Origin of the sequence: Facivitalis istanbulensis (assembly GCF_040560405.1) — a bacterium.
Lineage (GTDB): Bacteria > Pseudomonadota > Alphaproteobacteria > Sphingomonadales > Sphingomonadaceae > Sphingomonas > Sphingomonas istanbulensis.
The window spans coordinates 17,528-36,195 of record NZ_JAVSCQ010000001.1; the positions used below are offsets into that span (position 1 = coordinate 17,528).

Consider the following 18,668-nt stretch of genomic DNA (forward strand, 5'->3'; position numbering starts at 1 on the left):
CGGCGGGTGGGAGCCCCGTCCGCTCCCGCCCGCGCCCGCATCAGAAATCGCGCGAATAGCGCAGGCTGCCCGCCGATCCGCCGAACGATCCCGTCTCCGTCAACAGGCTGAGCGTGCGGGTCAGCGCGATCTGCAACTGGGTGGCGGTGAAGCCCCGCGCATCGGTGACGATCTCGATATAGACATTGTCGGTCAGATATTTGCCCGCCGCCAGGCTGGTTCCCCGGCCGGTCGTGTCATCGGCCCCCAGCACCCGCAGGCGATCGAACCCGGTCGCCGAGCGCAACTTGCCCAGCGGATTGAGCCCACCGCCCGAGCCGCGCAGCGAATTGAGCGCGGCGGCCAGCTGGATCGCCTCGGTCGCCGACAGGTTTTCCGGGTTGGTGCCGAACAGCAACCGGCTCAGCACTTCGTCCTGCGGCAGGGTCGGGGTCGAGGTGAAGGCGATCTGCGGCCGCTGGCCGGTGCCCGTCACGTTGATGACCGCGGTGATGCCGTCGGTGGTCGTCGTCGCCTGGATATCGATGTCCGGATCGGTCAGCGCGCCACCACGGAAGCGCACCGTGCCACGGTTCACGTCGAACCGCTTGCCCGCGAAGCTATAGGTGCCACGCACCATATCGAGCCCGCCATTGATCGTCGGCGCCGTGCTGGTGCCCCCGACCCGCAGGTCCATCTTCCATTCGGACTCCAGTCCCATGCCCGAGACGAACAACTGATTGTTCGCGCGCACCCGCAGGTCGAGGCGGAACAGCCCCGCCGGCTTGGGCGGCGCGGGCCGATCGGTGGGCCGCGCGGGACGGAGTTCGCTGCGACGGCGCACGCCGGTCAGCTCGGGCACCTCGGCCTGTCCCTGGCGGATGATCTGGTAACGCGCATTGGGCACCGTCAGGTCCCCCTGGATCAACCCGCCATCGCGGCCCTTGGTCAGGCGGATCGTGCCGCTCGTCGTCGCGGCCATCGCATCGCTGTCGGCCAGTCGCGCATTGTCGAGCTGCGCCCGGATATCGATCGGATAGCCCGCATCCGCCGCCAGGCCGATCGTGCCCTGCGCCTGGACGCTGCCCTCGCCCGCCTTCGCCTGAAGCCGCGTGATCTCGAGCCGATCGTTCGAGAAGCGCCCAGCGAGCTGCATGTTGGTCAACCGCGTGCCATAGGCTTCGTTGTCATAGGTCAGATTGTCGGCGCGGATCAGGCCGTTGAGCTGCGGCGCGGTGACCCGGCCCGAGAAATCGGCGGCGACCGCGATCGGCCCGTTCAACTGCTGGTTGGGCAGCGCGGCGAAGGAGAACAACACCGAGGACGGGCCGTTATAGCGAATGCCGCCCGACAGCGGGGCCTGCATCAGGCGGTTGACCCAGCCGCCATTGCCGGGTGCCAGCGGGCGCAGCGTCGCCACCATCCGCCCGACCACCGTCTGCCCGCGCCGGATCAGCGCCCGCGCCTCACCACCATCGGGCACCAGCCGCCCTGCAAAGACGACATCCACCGCCTCGGACACCGCCGCCAGTCCCGAACGGCGGAAATTGCTGATCGTCAGACGCGCCTCGGCCGACGGGAAGCTTGCGTCCCCGGCCTGCGCAAAGTCGAGCGCGCCGCTGGCCTGTCCCGAAATGCCGAGATTGGGCATGAACGCGTCGAGGATCGACATCTCCAGCTTGTCGAGCCGGGCCTGTCCGTTCAACCCCTTGCCATAGGAACCGGCCAACTGCACCGATCCGCGCCCAAGGTCGATGCGGGTCGGGGTGAGGTGCCAGGTTCCGGCCTCGTTGCGCACCCGCGCCGGGTTGGTGGTGCGGAAGTCGATGCCATTGGCCTGTCCCTTCGCCGCGATCAGATAATCATCCGGCGCCAGCCGCGCGTTGAGCGCGACCCGGAACGGAATACTGGACGATCCGGTCAGCAGGGCCTGCGCGGTGCCATGGCCACCGCCATAATTCAGCTTGGCGCGCCCCGCCTGGATCACGACCGCGCCATAACGGGTATCGGCCAGTTGCGCGTCGGCGACGATCTGCGGCGCGTTGGGCAGCATGACGAGGCTGGCATTCACGATCGCCCGGCCAATGGTGAAATCGACCGCACCGGGAATGCGCGCATTATAGGCCCGCGCGGCGATATCGGCGCGCTGGTTGCCGCCCTGCTCGGCCAGTTGCGCGCGGCCGCTGATCCCCTGCCCGGCGAATTGCAGCGCCCCCGCGAAAGGCCCGGCGGGCGACTGGACCAGCCGTCCGCTGGCCGCGATTCCGGCAAAGACGACGCGGCGGACATCGATCGCCAATTGCCGTCCGGTCGCGACCAGCAGGTCGGCCGTGAACGGCCCGTAATCCGTGCCCCCGCTGGCATTGACCGCATAAGCGCCGTTGCGCCCCACGATCCGCGCCTGAAGATTGTTCAGGCCCACGCCGACGCCCGGCCTGGCAGCGTGCAGCACGACGACCGGGTTGGTCTGCGATCCCGTCACCCGCGCGGTCAGCGGACCATATTGGGTGGAATAGGCATCGGCCGACACCGCCAGCGCGCCCGTGGCGGGGTCATAGCGCCCCTGCCCCCGCGTGACGCGGAACTGCGGTGCGTTCATCCGCAGGCCGCTGAACGTCACGATGCCTTGCGGGCTATAATCCACATCGGCGCGCACCACGGCATTGCCGCCCAGAAAATTGCGCGCGCCTTCGTTGAAGATTCGCGAGGTGCGCGCGACCACGCGCCCCTTCATCCCGAAACCGCCCGGCGTCGCGACCAGTTTGGCATCGGTGGTCAGGTCGATGATGCCGATGCTCTCGACCCGGTAATTGTTCACCCGGCCCTTCAGCGCGCCGGTATAGCGGCCGGTCTTCAGGTTCGCGACGACCATAGCGGTCGCATCGATCGAGTCCGAACGGATGCGCAGATTGTCCGACAGGATATTGGGCATGGCGATTGCGAAATCGCCCTGGATCGCGACATTGGTGGTCAGCCCGCCGACCGCCGCGTTCAACCCGGCGATCCGCTTCGCCTTCGCCTTGACCGGCACCAGGATGCGGTCGGCATTCACCTTCGCCAGCCCCTCGGCATAGAGATTCTCGACCGAGGTCTCGCCAAAGCCCAACGCGCCCGCGCGGATCTTGTAATCGACGGTCGGGGTCGCAAACGCGCCGTCCAGCACCACGCGCGCCAGCACGTCGCGGCCGGTCAGGCCCGGCGCGATCGCGCCGGGGGTCAGCAGCTTGGCATCGACCGCGAAATTGCCGAACCGGCTGTTGGCGAGGTCGAGGATACCGCCGGCATCGACCATCAGCGCGGACGACCGCAGCGTCATCCGCGTGTCGGCGCGCCGCTCATTCAGCGTGGTGTCGATCGCCACCTGAAGCGCGGGCGCGGTCAGCCGTGCGACCGGCCCTTCCAGATACAGGCCCGGCCGGGTCAGCCCGCGGATCGTGATATGCCCGTCGCGCGCGGTGGCGTTCAGATCGGCGAGTTGCCCGCCGCCCAGCGTCGCCACCGCCTTGCCCCGCCACGCCTTCCAGCCCCCACGGCCATCGACCGACACGGCCAGCGGCGCCTTCAACCCCGCCATGGCGGCGACCACGCCGCCGGTCGGCGCGGTCAGCTTCACGTCCACCGCCAGCCGGTCGGCGTCGGGCACCGCGTCGAGGACCAGGCGAAGACGATCGCCGCCCGCCACGCCCGGGCCGCGCAACGCATCGGCGCTGGCGGTCACCTGTGCCCGGCGATCGGCGATATGCACCTTGCCATCGATCGCCAGGATATGCCGCTGCCCGGTCACGGGTGCGCCGATCACGAAGCGCTTGAGCGTCAGCCGGTTCACATCGATGTCGAGATCGGGGAGCAGCGGCGCGTTGGGATCACTGGGCGTCGGCTTCAACACCGGCCTGCGCGCCAGCGTCACCAGATCGGCGCTGAGCGAGCGCACGTCGACATGGTTGCGGGCATAGGCGAAGGGCCGCCAGTCAACCGCCAGGCGCGGGCTGGACAGGAACACGCCCTTGGTATCGCTGACCCGCAGGTCGACCAGGGCCATGCGGCCATAGAGCGATCCCTCGATCCGCCCGACCCTGATATTCAGGCCCGACGCGGTGGTATAGCCGCCCAGCTGGTTCGCGACGAACCGCCGCCCCGGATCGGTATTGATGCCCAGCAGCACGGCCGCGACCAGCAGCACCAGCCCGAGCAGCACGATGCCGATCCATTTCAGGATGCGCAGCGCGAACGGGTGCCACCCGCGGCCGACCGCGCTCTCGCTCTGAACCGCGTCGGTGTCGGGCAGGATATTCTGTTCGTCCGCCATCAGAAGGCCTGCCCGATCGAGATATAGAGCGCGATCCGGCCGTCACCCGGACGGCGGTTCAACGGCGTGGCGACGTCCACGCGCAACGGCCCAAAATTGGTATAGAATCGCCCACCTATGCCCGCGCCGAAGCGCAGATCCTTGCCCGATGGCAGGGCGCTGGCATAGCTGTTGCCCGCATCGATGAAGGGCACGATGCCGAAATTGCCGAAGCGATAGCGCGCCTCCAGCGCGAATTCGTTCAGGCTGCGTCCGCCGATCGGATTGCCCTCGGGATCGACCGGGCCAAGCCGCTGGAAGCCATAGCCGCGCACCGATCCGCCGCCGCCGCCATAATAGCGCCGCGACGGGGCCAGATCATCGCGCTCGACGCCGAAGATCGCCCCCGCGCGGGCCCGGCCGGCAATGACCAGATTGTCCATCGCGGGGTAATAGAAAGTCCCTTCGATCATGGTGCGGACATAGGGATGCACCGCGCCACGCACCGAGGTTTCGGGGCTGAGGTTCAGTTTCAGGCGATAGCCGCGCGTCGGGTTGAGCAGGCTGTCCGACTGGTCGAAGACCGCCAGGCCGGGCAGCGCCGCGATGCCATAGGTCGCGCGCCGCCGGGCGCCGCGCCCGAAATCATAGACGCTTTCGTTGGTGCCGGTCAGTTCGCCGCCATAGGCATAGGTGAATTTCTTCTGCCAGATGGGTGTCGAATCATAGCTCCAGCGGACAGCGACCGTGCCGATCAGGGCGTCGAATGCATCGTAATTCTGATGGCTGGCCGAGGCGATGAACTGGAACGTCCGGTCGCGCCGTCCGGCATTGGACCGGCGGAAGGTGCCGCTGACCCCCTGTTCCTGCGTCCCCGCGACGACGGCGGCGATCAGCGCGCCCTCCGGCTGGAACAGGTTGCGATGGGTGAAGCTGGCCTGTGCGCGCACGCCCTGCCCGGTCGAATAGCCCGCCGTACCCGCCAGCGTTCGTGCCGGGCCCGCGGTCTGGCGCACCTGCAGATCGATCGCCTCGGTACCGTCGGGGTTGATCCGGCCGGTCCGCTGCGGCTCGACCGCGATGCCGTTGAACAGCCCGGTCGCGACCAGCGCGTTGCGCAGGTCGTCGGTCAGCCGCGAGTCATAGAGCTGCCCCTCGTCGAAGCGCGGGAAGACGTTGAGATGCGCGAGGTCGAACACCGGTGCGCCGGTGGTCGTCAGCTTGCCGAAGGTCGATCGCGGCCCGGTGTCGACCGGCAGCGTATAGGCCCCGACCGCCTCGGGCCCCTGATCCTCGAGCAGGATATCGCGGTCGCCGACCTTGACGAACGGATAGCCCCGCTGCGGCAGGACCAGGCTGATATTGGCCTCCGCCCCCTGGATCCGCGCGGCCTCGATCGGCTCGCCGACCTTGAGCGGCAGGTTCCTGCGCAGCAGATCGGGGGGCAGGGTCGGCTGGGCCTGTATGGTGATCGAGGACAGGCGATATAGCCGCCCCGGCGTCGCGGTCAGCACGACGCGCATCGGACCCGGCTGGCCGTTCGCCGCCGTCGGCCGCTCCAGCGTCGAAACCGCGGTCGCGTCATAATAGCCGAGCGACTTCATCAGCCGCACCGCCAGCGCCTCGTCCTCACGCGCGCGTGCCGCCACCTGGGTCGCGTTGTCGGCCTTGCCCTTGCCTTCGCGCAGCGAGGACAGCGACCGGAATTCACCGTCCAGATTCAGGTCGGCCAGCCCGCGCACGTCCATGTCATAGTGAATCTCGGAATTCCGCCCTTCCGCCTTGTCCGCCGCCGTTTGCAGCGGGACGGAATCGAAACTGGCCAGCGGGGTCAGCGGCTGGGCCAGGACCGGGTCTTCGGGCGCGATCGGACCGATCGCGTCGCCGGTCGCCAGCGGCTGCGCGCTCTGCGCCGCGGGCAGCGGCGTCGCCGCAATGGGCGGGGCGGGGCTGGCGACCGGCGGCGAAGGCTGGGCCGCCGGCTGGCTGGCGCGCATCGACTCCATCGATTCCAGCGGCGCGTTGATGTCGCCACTCAACGGCGGCAGCGCCGCGTTGAATTCGGCATCGGGGACGATCGGCGCATCGCCCTGCGGATCGGTCTGGGCCGTTCCCTCCCGGACCTCGCGCGGCAGGCTGGGCCCCTGGGCGGGCGCCTTGCCCGGTTCACCCAGCTGCGCAGCGGCGGGAAATGCCGTGAGAAACGAGGGGGTGACGAGCGCGACTGCGAGCCAAAATTGCCTACCGATCCGTCGCGTCACGCCGTTACTAGCCCCCTTAGCAGAGGGCCCGTCCACTATTCGGATCGATCCCCCATCCTCGCCAACGCAGAAACGACAGCGGGAGTTCCCTCATAGGCTCGCGCGGCTGTGATCAGGGGTTTTGCGGCGCGCAACCGATCAGGCCGCCGACCGGCACCGCGATTTCGTCGCCGCCATTCCTCGCGACCCGCAACGACGCATCGCCGACGATCGCACCGTCCTTGAGCGTGTCGCGCTGCACGACCGTCATCGACAGGGTCACCGCCGCCCCGCTGCCCGCATAGCTCGTCACCCCGGCGAAGCCGAACGCGCCCGCGCCCTCCGCCCGGGTCACGGGCAGGTCGACCGGCTTGTCGTCGAGCATGATGCGCAGCCGTCCGTGCTCGGCCATGGCGACCAGCCTCTGGTCCTCGACCGTCCACAAAAAGGCGGCACATCCCCGCTGCGGCAATGCCTGACGCGGCAGGGTGCCCAGGATTGACGGCGCGGCGACCGTGGCGGGCGGAACGGAAGTCTGCGCGGAAGCCTGGGCGAGACTCTGGGCGGCCGGGCCGATGGCCGATACCAGCATCACGGCGTGGAGAAGCGACGGCATCATGCCGCCCACCATAGCATCAATGCCCAGGCGGGATAGGCCGCCAGCGCCAGCAGGAATCCCAGCGGCACCCTGTCGTCCGCCGCCGCCCGCCGCCCGGCCAGCGCGCGCCATCCGACGAACCCCAGCCCGATCAGACAGGCGACCAGCAGCACGGCGGGCAGCATCCGCCAGCCCAGCCACAGCCCGATCGCGCCCATCAGCTTGGGATCGCCGCCGCCCATTCCCTCTCGCCCGCGCGCAAGGCGATAGGCCGTGGCGATGGCCCATAGCCCGCCAAAGCCGACCAGCCCGCCGACGATGCGATCGGCCAGCGACGGCGCGAAGCCCAACGCCCCCGTCACGAGCCCCGCCACGGCCAGCAGGATGGTCAGCCGGTCGGGCAGCCACAGGGCCAGCAGATCGAGCGCCGCCAATGCCAGCAACAGCCAGCCGAACAGCGCCCCCGTCCATCCCGCCGGTCCGGCGACCCAGCCCGCGCCGGCCCCGATCAACGCCGCCAGCGCCTCGATGCGACCATGCACCGGATCGATCGCATGGCCACAGCGCGCGCAGCGACCGCGCAGCGCGAGCGCACTGACCAGCGGCACCAGTTCCCACGCGCGCAGCGTCGCGCCGCACGCATCGCAGGCCGATCGCCCCGCCATCACCGAGCGCCCATCGAGCCAGCGCAGCACCAGCGCGGCCAGGAACGACCCCGCGATCGCGCCGCCCCCGCCATAGATCAACGCCCAGATCAGCGATGTCGCCATGCGCGGCTCCCTATCGCCACCGCGCTTTGCGCACCATCGCCAAAAGGCGTAGAGCGCTCGCAAAATGATAATCACCGGAGAGAATGAAGCCATGACGGACCCCATCGTCATCCTGTCCTATGCCCGGACCCCCATCGGATCCTTCCAGGGCGGCCTGTCGGACTTGACCGCGACGCAATTGGGCGCTGCCGCCGTCAAGGGCGCGGTCGAGCGCGCCGGCGTCGCGGCATCCGCGATCGAGCGTATCCATATGGGCTGCGTGCTGCCCGCCGGGCTGGGCCAGGCTCCGGCGCGCCAGGCGGCGATCCATGCCGGGCTGGGCGAGCAGGTGGAGGCCACCACCGTCAACAAGATGTGCGGATCCGGGATGCAGGCCGCGATGATGGCCGCCGAAGCGCTGGCGGCGGGATCGGCCGAGCTGATCGTCGCGGGTGGCATGGAGAGCATGACGGGCGCGCCCTATCTCAGCCACAAGCATCGCGGCGGCGCGCGGATCGGCCATGACACGCTGTACGACCACATGTTCCTCGACGGGCTGGAAGACGCCTATGAGCGCGGACGGCTGATGGGCCATTTCGCCGAGGAGGCCGCGCAGGAATTCCAGTTCACCCGCGCCGCGCAGGATGATTTCGCGATCGCCTCGCTCGAACGCGCCAAGGCGGCGCAGGACTCGGGCCAGTTCGATCGCGAGATCGTGCCGGTCACGATCACGACCCGCAAGGGCGAGGCCGTGATCCGGCAGGACGAACAGCCCGCGCGCGGCGACGCGGCGAAGATCCCGACGCTCAAGCCCGCCTTCGCCAGGGACGGGACGATCACCGCGGCCAACGCCTCGTCAATCTCGGACGGGGCCGCCGCGCTGGTCATGACCCGGCTGAGCGTCGCCGAGCGGCTGGGAATCAGGCCGGTCGCCCGGGTGGTCGCGCAGGCGGCCCACGCGCACGCCCCCGCCCGCTTCACCACCGCGCCGGTCTTCGCGATGCGCAAGACGCTGGAGCGCGCGGGCTGGTCGGCGGACGACGTCGATCTGTATGAGGTCAACGAGGCGTTCGCCTGTGTCGCGATGATCGCGATGCGCGAACTGGACCTGTCGCACGACCGGCTGAACGTCCATGGCGGCGCCTGTGCGCTGGGCCATCCGATCGGGGCGAGCGGCGCGCGCATCCTGGCGACCCTGTTGTCCGCGCTCGAGAGCCGGGGCGCACGGCGCGGCGTCGCCTCCCTGTGCATCGGTGGCGGCGAAGCGACCGCCATGGCGGTGGAGTTGCTGTAGGCGACCGATCAAGGGGCCGGCATCGCCCCGGCACAAGCCGGAGTGACGACCGGCCTCCGCGCCTCGCTATGCGCCGATCCCGGGAACGGTGCGTGGCCCGGCGATCAGGGCAGCGCCTCGCCCGGCTCGACGCCCCACAGCCCCTCGACGGGGACGAAGCCGCCCTGCCCCTTCACATCGAGCCTGCACCAGCCGCTGCCGCACTGGCTGATCCGGCCGACCACGCCGGGGGCGGCGCGCCACAATGTCCTGGCGTTCTGGTCGGGGGACGCGTGCATCGGCAAGGGTTCGGTGCCGCGCACGATCGCGGTCCGGGTGTTGCGCAACAGCGCCGCCAGCATCCAGCCTTCGGTGCCGTCGGGGTCCTGCACCTTGCGCCATTCCTTGAACACCGCGACGACCTTCACGGGCAGGTCCGGCCGGCGATAGGTCCAACTGGCGGGATAGCTGCGCGCCGGGCCCGTGCGCATCCGCGCCAGCGATGCCCCGATCGATCCATAATAGGGCAGCGCCCTCTTCTCGGTCGCCGCGTCCGCCGCCGTCGCGGTGGCCATCGCCGCGAATACCGCCCAGCCGATCATGGCCCTGTGCATCTCATATCCCTTTTTTGCCCGCCGGACCCTACGCCGATGCGGGGGGCCGCTTCAACCGGCTTCGCGGCCGTCCCACGACTCTGCCCCCGCGACTCGATGGTTGACGCCACGCCGGGCTTGCCCCAATCCGGGGCCATGGTCGATCCACGCCGCTGCCTGAACCCCAGGGTGGTCGTCACCCGCGAACTGCCCGATCCGATCATGGAGCGGATGGCCGCGCTGTTCGACAGCGAGCTGAACCGGACCGACGTGCGGATGAGCCGCGAGGCGCTGGCCAGCGCGATGGCGGATTGCGACGTGCTGGTGCCCACCGTCACCGACCCGATCGACGCGGAACTGATCGCCGGCGCGGGCCCCCGGCTGAAGCTGATCGCCAATTTCGGCGCGGGCGTGAACCATATCGACCTGAAGGCGGCACGCGCGCGCGGCATCATCGTCACCAACACGCCCGGCGTCCTGACCGAGGACACCGCCGACATGACCATGGCGCTGATCCTGTCGGTCCCCCGCCGCCTGGCCGAGGGCGAGAAGCTGGTCCGGTCGGGCGCGTGGAAGGGGTGGAGCCCCGGCGGGATGCTGGGCCACCGCATCGGCGGCAAGGCGCTGGGCATCGTCGGCATGGGGCGGATCGGGCAGGCGGTCGCGCGGCGCGCGCGCGCCTTCGGCCTGTCGATCCATTATCATAATCGCCGCCGCCTCCCCGCCAGTGTCGAGGCGGATCTGGGCGCGACCTGGCATCCCGATCTCGACGCGATGCTGGGGGTGGTCGACATCGTGTCGATCCACACCCCGCTCAACGCCGACAGCCGCGACCTGATCGACCGCCGCCGGATCGGCCTGATGCGCCCGCATGTCTATGTCATCAACGCCAGCCGGGGCGGGATCGTGGACGAGGCCGCGCTGGTCGACGCGCTGGAGGCCGGACGGCTGGCGGGCGCCGGGCTGGACGTGTGGCGGCACGAGCCGGAGATCGATCCGCGCCTGCTCGCGCTGCCCAATGTGGTGCTGACCCCGCATATGGGATCGGCGACGCTGGAGGGCCGGGTCGCTTCGGGCGAGAAGGTCATCGCCAATATCCGGAGCTGGGCCGATGGCCACCGCCCGCCCGACCAGGTGCTGGAGGGGTGGCTTTAGGAGTTTCGCACCGAAGCGGTGCGAGCCGCGATCCTGCCCGCACTGCAATGCAGATGCCTGCCCGCGCCCCATGGCCTCCGTGCCCGAGAACCAGTATTTGGCCGTCATGAGAATCCTGCTCAGCCTTCCAGCCTTCTGTTTGTGCCTGACCGCCTGTGCTCAGAAATCCGAGCGGAAATGGACGTCTCATCCTAGTTCACCGTCACCCTACAGCGCGACCTTGATCGAGACGGATTATAATGACGGCGAAAGCAATGCACTGCGCATTCGCGTCGATGCCGCCCCTCGGCAGGATGACGGCTGGTTTCTCATCGAGGACCTGAACACCGGCCTTGTCCTATCCCCCAAGCCGGACATGCGATGGACATCGCCGAACGATCTGATCGTCACGGTTCATAGCGCGGAGATCAAGGGTCAGACGCGGCGGCACTTTACCGGCCATGGGAGGCCTTCGGGCTCCCTTACGATCCGCTATGTCGTAGATCAGCCCCGGGAATATTGAACGGAGGACACATCCATGACGGCATCGATGGGCACAGTTCGCCCCGTCACACAACAGACGCATGAGCGACGCTTTCCATAGTCCATGTCAAAACATTGCCGCGCGGAACCCCCTCTGTCTCCCCGGCATTCCCCTTCTGTCATTACGAACAGGAGCTACACCGATGAAAAATCTGGCAATTGCCTTCACCCTTTCCGCCGCTGCGCTGGCGATGTCCGCCTGTTCGACGCTGAAGGGGGCCGCGATCGGTGGCGCTGGCGGCGCGGGTGTCGCGGCGGCGACGGGGAAGAACGTCCAAAAGGGCGCGGCGGTCGGTGGCACGGCGGGCGCGGTCGTCGGCACCGTCGCGGACTGATCTATCGGGTGGGAGCCGCAGGCGGCGGCGGCGCTCCCGCCCGTTCCAACGCCGCGATCCGCGGCCCATCCTTGGCGCGTCCGAACAGGCCGAACAGCGACAGCAGATCCGAACGATCCGGCACGAACGACGCGCCACCCTCGATCTCAATGCGCTCGCGGGATCGCAGTGCGACCGTTCGCCACTGATCGCCGACGCGGACCTGGAAACCGGCCATCACCTCCACCGGCACGGGCGGTGCGATCCAGCGCGCGAAGACCGCCGACCGGAACAATGGATCGGGCGCGGGTTTCAATGGCGCGATCCCCATCCGCGCGAGCACGGCTGCGACAAGCGATTCATCGACCAGCAGGTCGATATCTTGGACAGTCCCCGCCCTTATGCCATGCAGCGCCAGCGCGGCGCTGCCGATGATCCACCAATGACGGGGGAATGGCGCCATCACCCGCGCGACATCCTGCAACGCCACGCGAAGGTCTGGCGCCATGTCCGCGATCAATCGCCGGTCAGGATGCGATCGACCAGTTGCTTGACCGTTGGCACGAACCCGTTGGAATAGAAGGGGTCGCGCTTGAAGTTATAGGCCGCGTGGCCCGCGAACATCAGATTCTGCTCGACATCGCCGCCATGGGCGATCTCCTGCAACGTCTTCTGGATGCAGAAGCTGCGCGGGTCGGCCAGACGGCCGGTCGAATTGGTCTCGCTGTCGGCCCAGCTCGAGAACAGGCACTGCGACAGGCAGCCCATGCAATCGGCCTGGTCCTTGCGGATGACCTTGGTCTCCTCGGGCGTGACGAAGACCAGCGTGTTGTCCGGCGTCTTCAGCGCCATGGTGAAGCCATGGCCGAACCAGTCGCGCGCGCGCAGCAGGTCGTTGCGCGTAACCCAGTAATTCTTGCCCTTCACCCCGACATCGAGCTGGAAGACATGGTCGCCCGCTTCCTGGGTCGAGAAGGCGATCTGGCGCTCCGAGCGCGATTCCAGGTTGCGCAGGAAGGGATTGCGCACCGCGCTGGAATAGAAACCCGTGGGCGAGAAGCGGTGGAGCAGGACATCGCCCTGCTCGATCGTCATCAGCCGCTGCTTCCACTCTTCGGGGATCGGGCTTTCCTGCGTCAGCAGCGGCCGCGTGCCGAACTGGAAGGCGATCTTGCCCAGTTCGGGATTGTCGATCCAGTCGTTCCAGTCACGCAAGTACCAGACGCCGCCCGCCATCACGATCGGCACCTCGTCGGAAATCCCGCCCTCGCGCATCGTATCGCGCAGCGCCTTCACGCGCGGATAGGGATCCTGCGGCTGCAACGGGTCCTCGGCGTTGGACAGGCCGTTATGGCCACCGGCCAGCCAGGGGTCTTCATAGACCACCGCCGCCAGCCACTCCGCCGCCTTGGAATAGGCGCGCTTCCACAGCGCGCGGAAGGCGCGGCCGGAGGAGACGATCGGCAGATAGCTGACCTCATGGTGCGCCGCGATCTCGGACAGCTTGTAGGGCATACCAGCACCGCAGGTGACACCCGCGACCAGCCCCTTGGTGCGCGCGAGGACGCCTTCCAGCACCCGCTGCGCGCCGCCCATTTCCCACAGCACGTTGATGTTGATCGCGCCCTTGCCACCGGCAATGTCCCAGGCGCGCTTCACCTGCTGGACCGCGCCCTCGATGGCGTATTCGATCAGTTCCTCATGCCGTTCGCGCCGGGTCAGCGCGCGGTAGATCTGCGGAATGATCCTGCCCTCGGCGTCATAGCTGTCCGCATTGACCGCCGACACGGTGCCGACGCCGCCAGCCGCCGCCCAGGCCCCCGCCGAGGCGTGATTGGTGGCGGCGACGCCCTTCCCGCCTTCGATCAGCGGCCATACCTCGCGGCCGTTGTACAGGATGGGGCTCAAGCCTTTGAACACGTCTTTACCTTACTGGTCCTAAAGGGCCTCATATAGCGTGTTGGTAACGCTAAGCGAGAAGGAATTGAACAAGAGCGGCGCGTCGCGCGTTGTGGGCCGCTTGCGGCCCGTATCGCAGCCTGACGCACCTCAGCCGAGCACGCCCGGCCGACCGGCAACCCGTTCATAGAGCGCCTTGTAGCGCGCCACCATCTGGCTTTCGTCGAACTCCGCCCGCGCCCGCGCCTGGTTGGCTGCCCCCGCCGCCGCACGGTGGTCGGGGTTCTGGATCAGCGCCTGGATCACATCGCGCAGCCGGACTTCGTTGGGATGGTCGGTGATGAACGGCCGATTGGCCTCCGACACCATGGTCGCGACATCGCCGACCGGAAGCGAGGCGATGGGCAAGCCCGCCGCCATCCCCTCCAGCACCGAGATCGGCGCCTGTTCGGACAACGAGGACAGGGCGACGATGTCGAAATGCCGGATGAAGCGGTATGGCCGGTCGAGAAAGCCGGGCATCACCAGCCGGTCGGCGATGCCCATCGCGGCAGCCGCCTGCTGGATCGTCGCGCGCTCCGGCCCCTCGCCGACGATCACCAGCCGGAAGCGTCCGGCGATCCCGCCCATGGCGCGTACCAGCATCGGCAGGTTCTTGACGACGCGCAGGCCCGCGAGCGCCCCGACGACGGTCTCCCCCGGCTGGCGGACGAAACCGGGGATCGCCTTTGGATCGGGGTCGCGGGCGTAGAGCGCGGTGGCGATGCCGTTGGGAATGCGATGGACACGCTCGGCGGGCTGTTTCCAGCTGGTGCGCGCGATGCCCTCCAGCACATGGCTGGGCACCGCCAGCGCGTCCGCCGCCGACAGCGCGATGCGGCGATAGATGTTGCGCTCCAGCTTCAGCCCGCGCGCCTCGTCGGCGTTGAAGCCGTCCTCGTGATGAACCAGCGGCGGCGCGCCCTTGGCGAAGACGCGGCGCGCCATCACCCCGTCGATTGCTCCCCAATTATAGGTCAGCACCAGGTCGAACCGGCGCATGAAGGCGGCGATCGCCTCATAGCGCTTCACCGAGGGCTTGCCCGCCAGCGGCGGCGCGTCCTGCGCAATCTCGTAGCGGACGCCCTTGGCGATGGCGTCGCGCGCGCCCAGTTCCTCGGGCATGGCGGAGACGATGGTGTGCCTGGCCGCGTCGCCGAACGCGTTCATCAGCGCGACCGCGCGCGCCTCCTTGCCGCCCAGCGAGAAGGAGGAATGAAGGTGCAGGATGTGAAGCGGACGGGCCATGACGCGGGATTAGCGTTCGGCGCGGGGCTTGGAAACCGCTATCCGGCCATCCGGTCGAGCAGCCGCCCGATCCCTGCCAGCGCCTCCGGCTCGGTCAGAAGGGGCGTGTGGCCGACGCCCGGCACCGTCACCAACTCGGACGGGGACAGCCGCTCGACCATCCGCTCGGCCACGCCGACGCTCAGAATGTCCGAACGCTCGCCGCGCACCACGAGCGTCGGCACCCCGTTCAGCGCGTCGAGCGCGGCCCACATGTCCGGCCCCGCCTCGCTGCCCGGCACCCGGAACGGCTCGGCGATCTTCAGGTCGTAATCGAGGACGATCCGCCCCGCGCTGGTCAGGCGATGGGTGCGCTTGGCCATGGCCAGCCAGTCGTCGATCCCCCAGCCGGGATAGACGTCCGCATTGGCATCCTCAACCGAGCGCGCGGCGTGCAGCCAGGTCGGGAAACTCTGCCCCCGCCCGACATAGCCGCGAATACGCGCCAGCCCGGCGGCCTCGATCTCCGGCCCGATATCGTTCAGCACCGCGCCCACGAGCCGTCCGCGCGCGGTCGCCGCCAACACCATCGCCACGATCCCGCCCAGCGAGGTGCCGACCGCCGCGAAGCGCCCGATGCCGAATTCGTCCAGCATCGCCTCCACATCCTGGACATAGGTGAGCGGGACATAGCTCATCGGGTCCTTGGCATAGGCGCTCTCGCCCCGCCCGCGAAAGCTGACCGCGATCAGCCGGGCGCGGCCGTCCAGCGCATCGGCGAGTCCCTCGAAATCGCGGGCGTTGCGGGTCAGGCCGGGCAGGCAGATGATCGGCGGCAACGCATCGGCCCCGGACGCCGTGCCGGGATAGTCGCGGGCGTGCAGCCGAAGCCCGTCCTTCGACCACCAATACCGATTCTCATACGCCGTCATGCTTGAACCTCCTCGGGGCCCGCCTCCATATCGCGGTATGCCCGTGTCCCCGCAAGCCTATCGCCCGGCCCAGCCGCTGACCGCCATCGCCGACTTCCTCGCCGATCCGGTCGCGCCCGCCGATTTCCCGCAGACGATCCTCCGCTTCCGCAATGATCGCGCCGCCGCCGAGATCGGGCTGGAGACGCTGACCGACGACGAATGGATCGCGCATCTGGGCCGGTTCGCCCCCCTGCCCGACACGCTGCCGGGACCGCTCGCGCTGCGCTATCACGGGCATCAGTTCCGCCAGTATAATTCCGACCTGGGGGACGGCCGCGGTTTCACCTTCGCGCAGATGCACGCGGTCGATGGCCGCCTGCTCGAACTGGGCACCAAGGGGTCGGGCCAGACGCCCTATAGTCGCTTCGGCGACGGGCGCCTGACGCTGAAGGGCGGGGTGCGCGAGATCCTGGCGACCGAGATGCTGGAGGCGCTGAACGTTCCCACCTCGCGCACGCTTTCGCTGATCGAGACGGGCGAGGCACTGCACCGGGGCGACGAGCCCTCCCCCACCCGCTCGGCGGTGATGGTGCGGATGAGCCATGGCCATATCCGCATCGGCAGCTTTCAGCGGCTGGCCTTCGAGCGGGACGAGGCGGGAATGGCGCGGCTGGTCGCCTATGTCCTGCGCCATTTCTATGACGACGCGTCGGACGATCCCGTCCGGCTGCTGTCCTTCGTGGCGGAGCGGACCGCGACGCTGGCCGCGCGCTACATGGCCGCTGGCTTCGTCCATGGCGTACTCAATTCGGACAATATCAATGTGACCGGCGAAAGCTTCGACTATGGCCCCTGGCGGTTCGCGCCCCGATGGGACCCCGAATTCACCGCCGCCTATTTCGACCAGTCGGGCCTCTATGCGCTAAGCCGCCAGCCCGAGGCGGTCCTGTGGGACGTCATGCAACTCGCCTCCAGCCTGCGCCTGATCGCGGAGAGCGAACCGCTGATCGCCGCGCTGGACGGCTTCGCGGCGCGCTATCAGGTGGCGATCGTCGAGGCGGTCCTGTGGCGGCTGGGGATCGTCCCACGCGAGGCAACCGAGGACCGCGCGCTGGTCCAGACGTTCGAACGCACGCTGCGCGACAGCCAGGCCCCGCTCGACCAGGTCTATTTCGATCTGTTCGGCGGACGGGTGCCGGAGCATTATGACGAGACGTGGCACGCGCTGCGCGACCTGATCGAGCCCTATGCACCGCGCCGCGCCCGTAACCATGCCTATTGGCAGGGCGCGCCCGAATCGATGTTGATCGAGGAGGTCGAGGCGATCTGGGCACCGATCGCCGAGCGCGACGACTGGACGATGCTGCACGACAAGGTCGCACGGATCCGCGCCATGAGAGAGGCGCTTGCCGATGCGCCACCCGCGGCCTAGCCTCCCGTGCCATGACCCTGTCGACCCATGAGCCCGCCACCGGCACGCTGATCGCCGCGCTTCCCGTTGGCGACGCCGCGCAAGAGGTCGCGATCGCGCGCGATGCGTGGCACGGCTGGGCCACGATGCCGCTGGCCGGACGGATCGCGCATCTGCGTCGCTTCGCCGAGATCGTGCGCGAACGGGCCGACGCCTTTGCCACGCTGATCGCGCGCGAAACGGGCAAGCCGCTCTGGGAAGCCAGGACCGAGGTCGACACGGTGGTCGCCAAGGTCGCCATCTCGATCACCGCGCAAGGAGAACGCGCGGGCGAGCGGTCGACCGAGCAGCCGGCCGGCGGGCGCATGGCGCTGCGCCATCGGCCGCATGGCGTGCTGGCGGTGCTGGGACCATATAATTTCCCCGCGCACCTGCCCAACGGCCATATCGTGCCCGCGCTGCTGGCGGGCAATGCGGTGGTGTTCAAGCCATCGGAAAAGACGCCCGCCACGGGGGCGTTTCTGGTCGACTGCTATCACGCGGCGGGCGTGCCCGAAGGGGTTGTCCGCCTGCTGATCGGCGGCCCCGATCAGGGGCGCGCGCTGGCCGGGCATGACGATATCGACGGGCTGCTCTTCACCGGATCGGCACGCACCGGTCTGGCGCTCAACCGCCAGTTCGCCGAGCGCCCGGAAAAGATCCTCGCGCTGGAGATGGGCGGCAACAATCCGATCATCGTCTGGGACGCGCCCGACATGGACGCCGCCGCCGCGCTGATCGTCCAGTCGGCCTATACCACCGCCGGGCAACGTTGCACCGCCGGGCGACGCGTGATCGTCGAGGATCGGCTATATGATCCGTTGATGACGGCGCTGACCCGCCTGACCGACCGGCTGATCGTCGGCGGGCCATTCGACGCGCCCGCGCCGTTCATGGGGCCGGTGATCGATAATGCGGCGGCCGATTCGCTTTTGACGGCGTTCGACACACGGGTCGCCATGGGGGCCGGGATCCTTCGCCCGCTCGAACGCCTTCGGCCCGATCTCCCGCTGCTCAGCCCCGCGATCCTCGACGTCACGGACATGGCCGAACGCCCCGATGACGAACTGTTCGGCCCGGTCCTGCAAGTCGCGCAAAGCGCCGATTTCGCCGATGCGCTCCGACAGGCCAACGCCACCCGCTACGGCCTCTCCGCCTCGCTCATCAGTCCGTCACGCGCGCGGTACGACCAATTCTGGACCGGCATCCGCGCCGGGATCGTCAACTGGAACCGCCCGACCAACGGCGCGGCGTCGAGCGCACCGTTCGGCGGCATCGGCTGGTCCGGCAACCACCGCCCCAGCGCCTATTACGCCGCCGATTATTGCGCCTACCCGGTCGCCAGCGCGGAAGCGGAGAGCGTCGCGGCGACCATCCCGGTGGGGCTGGTGCCACAAAGCTGATCTACCCCCGGCCCAAGCATCGCTCGGT

15 protein-coding genes are annotated in these 18,668 nt (G+C 68.8%); 6 read left to right on the plus strand and 9 right to left on the minus strand.

Going from position 1 to position 18,668, the window contains the following annotated elements; translation table 11 throughout:
- Positions 1–40 precede the first annotated feature (40 nt).
- From RN629_RS00100 to RN629_RS00115, 4 genes are all read right to left on the minus strand, one after another.
- Positions 41–4,285, minus strand: a complete 4,245-nt coding sequence (locus RN629_RS00100; protein ID WP_407033245.1) for a translocation/assembly module TamB domain-containing protein — start codon at positions 4,283–4,285, stop codon at positions 41–43.
- Complete coding sequence (locus tag RN629_RS00105; RefSeq protein WP_407033246.1) at positions 4,285–6,525, minus strand: autotransporter assembly complex protein TamA; 2,241 nt, start codon at positions 6,523–6,525, stop codon at positions 4,285–4,287. The genes RN629_RS00100 and RN629_RS00105 overlap by 1 nt, the downstream gene beginning before the upstream one ends.
- A gap of 112 nt (positions 6,526–6,637) precedes the next feature.
- Entirely contained in the window at positions 6,638–7,123 is a 486-nt protein-coding gene (locus tag RN629_RS00110; protein WP_407033247.1) for a hypothetical protein, read from the minus strand.
- Positions 7,120–7,872: a prepilin peptidase gene (locus RN629_RS00115; protein WP_407033248.1), complete on the minus strand. Its 753-nt coding sequence runs from the start codon at positions 7,870–7,872 to the stop codon at positions 7,120–7,122. The genes RN629_RS00110 and RN629_RS00115 overlap by 4 nt, the downstream gene beginning before the upstream one ends.
- 91 nt (positions 7,873–7,963) lie before the next feature.
- On the opposite strand from RN629_RS00115, the gene RN629_RS00120 reads away from it, so the two are divergent.
- Entirely contained in the window at positions 7,964–9,145 is a 1,182-nt protein-coding gene (locus tag RN629_RS00120) for an acetyl-CoA C-acyltransferase (protein ID WP_407033249.1), read from the plus strand.
- Between the two features lie 104 nt (positions 9,146–9,249).
- Here RN629_RS00120 and RN629_RS00125 read toward each other — a convergent pair whose 3' ends face one another.
- Entirely contained in the window at positions 9,250–9,738 is a 489-nt protein-coding gene (locus RN629_RS00125) for an SH3 domain-containing protein (protein WP_407033250.1), read from the minus strand.
- A gap of 135 nt (positions 9,739–9,873) precedes the next feature.
- On the opposite strand from RN629_RS00125, the gene RN629_RS00130 reads away from it, so the two are divergent.
- The 3 genes from RN629_RS00130 (at position 9,874) to RN629_RS00140 (ending at position 11,729) form a co-directional block, all read left to right on the plus strand.
- Positions 9,874–10,872 (plus strand): 2-hydroxyacid dehydrogenase, encoded by a 999-nt coding sequence (locus tag RN629_RS00130; protein ID WP_407033251.1) that lies wholly within the window; start codon positions 9,874–9,876, stop codon positions 10,870–10,872.
- A gap of 106 nt (positions 10,873–10,978) precedes the next feature.
- Positions 10,979–11,374: a hypothetical protein gene (locus RN629_RS00135; RefSeq protein WP_407033252.1), complete on the plus strand. Its 396-nt coding sequence runs from the start codon at positions 10,979–10,981 to the stop codon at positions 11,372–11,374.
- Positions 11,375–11,537: 163 nt separating this feature from the next.
- Positions 11,538–11,729 carry a hypothetical protein gene (locus tag RN629_RS00140; RefSeq protein WP_407033253.1) on the plus strand — a complete coding sequence of 64 codons (192 nt, stop codon included), beginning with the start codon at positions 11,538–11,540 and terminating at the stop codon, positions 11,727–11,729.
- A 1-nt stretch (position 11,730) separates the two neighbouring features.
- On the opposite strand, the gene RN629_RS00145 is transcribed toward RN629_RS00140, so the two are convergent.
- The 4 genes from RN629_RS00145 to RN629_RS00160 all read right to left on the minus strand — a co-directional run bounded on the left by RN629_RS00145 (position 11,731) and on the right by RN629_RS00160 (position 15,805).
- Positions 11,731–12,216, minus strand: a complete 486-nt coding sequence (locus RN629_RS00145) for a hypothetical protein (RefSeq protein ID WP_407033254.1) — start codon at positions 12,214–12,216, stop codon at positions 11,731–11,733.
- Between the two features lie 8 nt (positions 12,217–12,224).
- Positions 12,225–13,628 (minus strand): NAD(P)H-dependent flavin oxidoreductase, encoded by a 1,404-nt coding sequence (locus RN629_RS00150; RefSeq protein ID WP_407033255.1) that lies wholly within the window; start codon positions 13,626–13,628, stop codon positions 12,225–12,227.
- A gap of 129 nt (positions 13,629–13,757) precedes the next feature.
- Positions 13,758–14,894, minus strand: coding sequence for a glycosyltransferase (locus RN629_RS00155; RefSeq protein WP_407033256.1), 1,137 nt, complete (start codon positions 14,892–14,894; stop codon positions 13,758–13,760).
- Between the two features lie 38 nt (positions 14,895–14,932).
- Positions 14,933–15,805: an alpha/beta fold hydrolase gene (locus RN629_RS00160; protein ID WP_407033257.1), complete on the minus strand. Its 873-nt coding sequence runs from the start codon at positions 15,803–15,805 to the stop codon at positions 14,933–14,935.
- Positions 15,806–15,842: 37 nt separating this feature from the next.
- Here RN629_RS00160 and RN629_RS00165 point away from each other — a divergent pair, with 37 nt between their 5' ends.
- Both RN629_RS00165 and astD read left to right on the plus strand, forming a co-directional pair.
- Positions 15,843–17,219, plus strand: a complete 1,377-nt coding sequence (locus tag RN629_RS00165; protein ID WP_407033258.1) for a protein adenylyltransferase SelO family protein — start codon at positions 15,843–15,845, stop codon at positions 17,217–17,219.
- Between the two features lie 11 nt (positions 17,220–17,230).
- On the plus strand, positions 17,231–18,640 hold the full coding sequence (astD, locus tag RN629_RS00170; protein ID WP_407033259.1) for a succinylglutamate-semialdehyde dehydrogenase: 1,410 nt from the start codon (positions 17,231–17,233) through the stop codon (positions 18,638–18,640).
- Positions 18,641–18,668 lie beyond the last annotated feature (28 nt).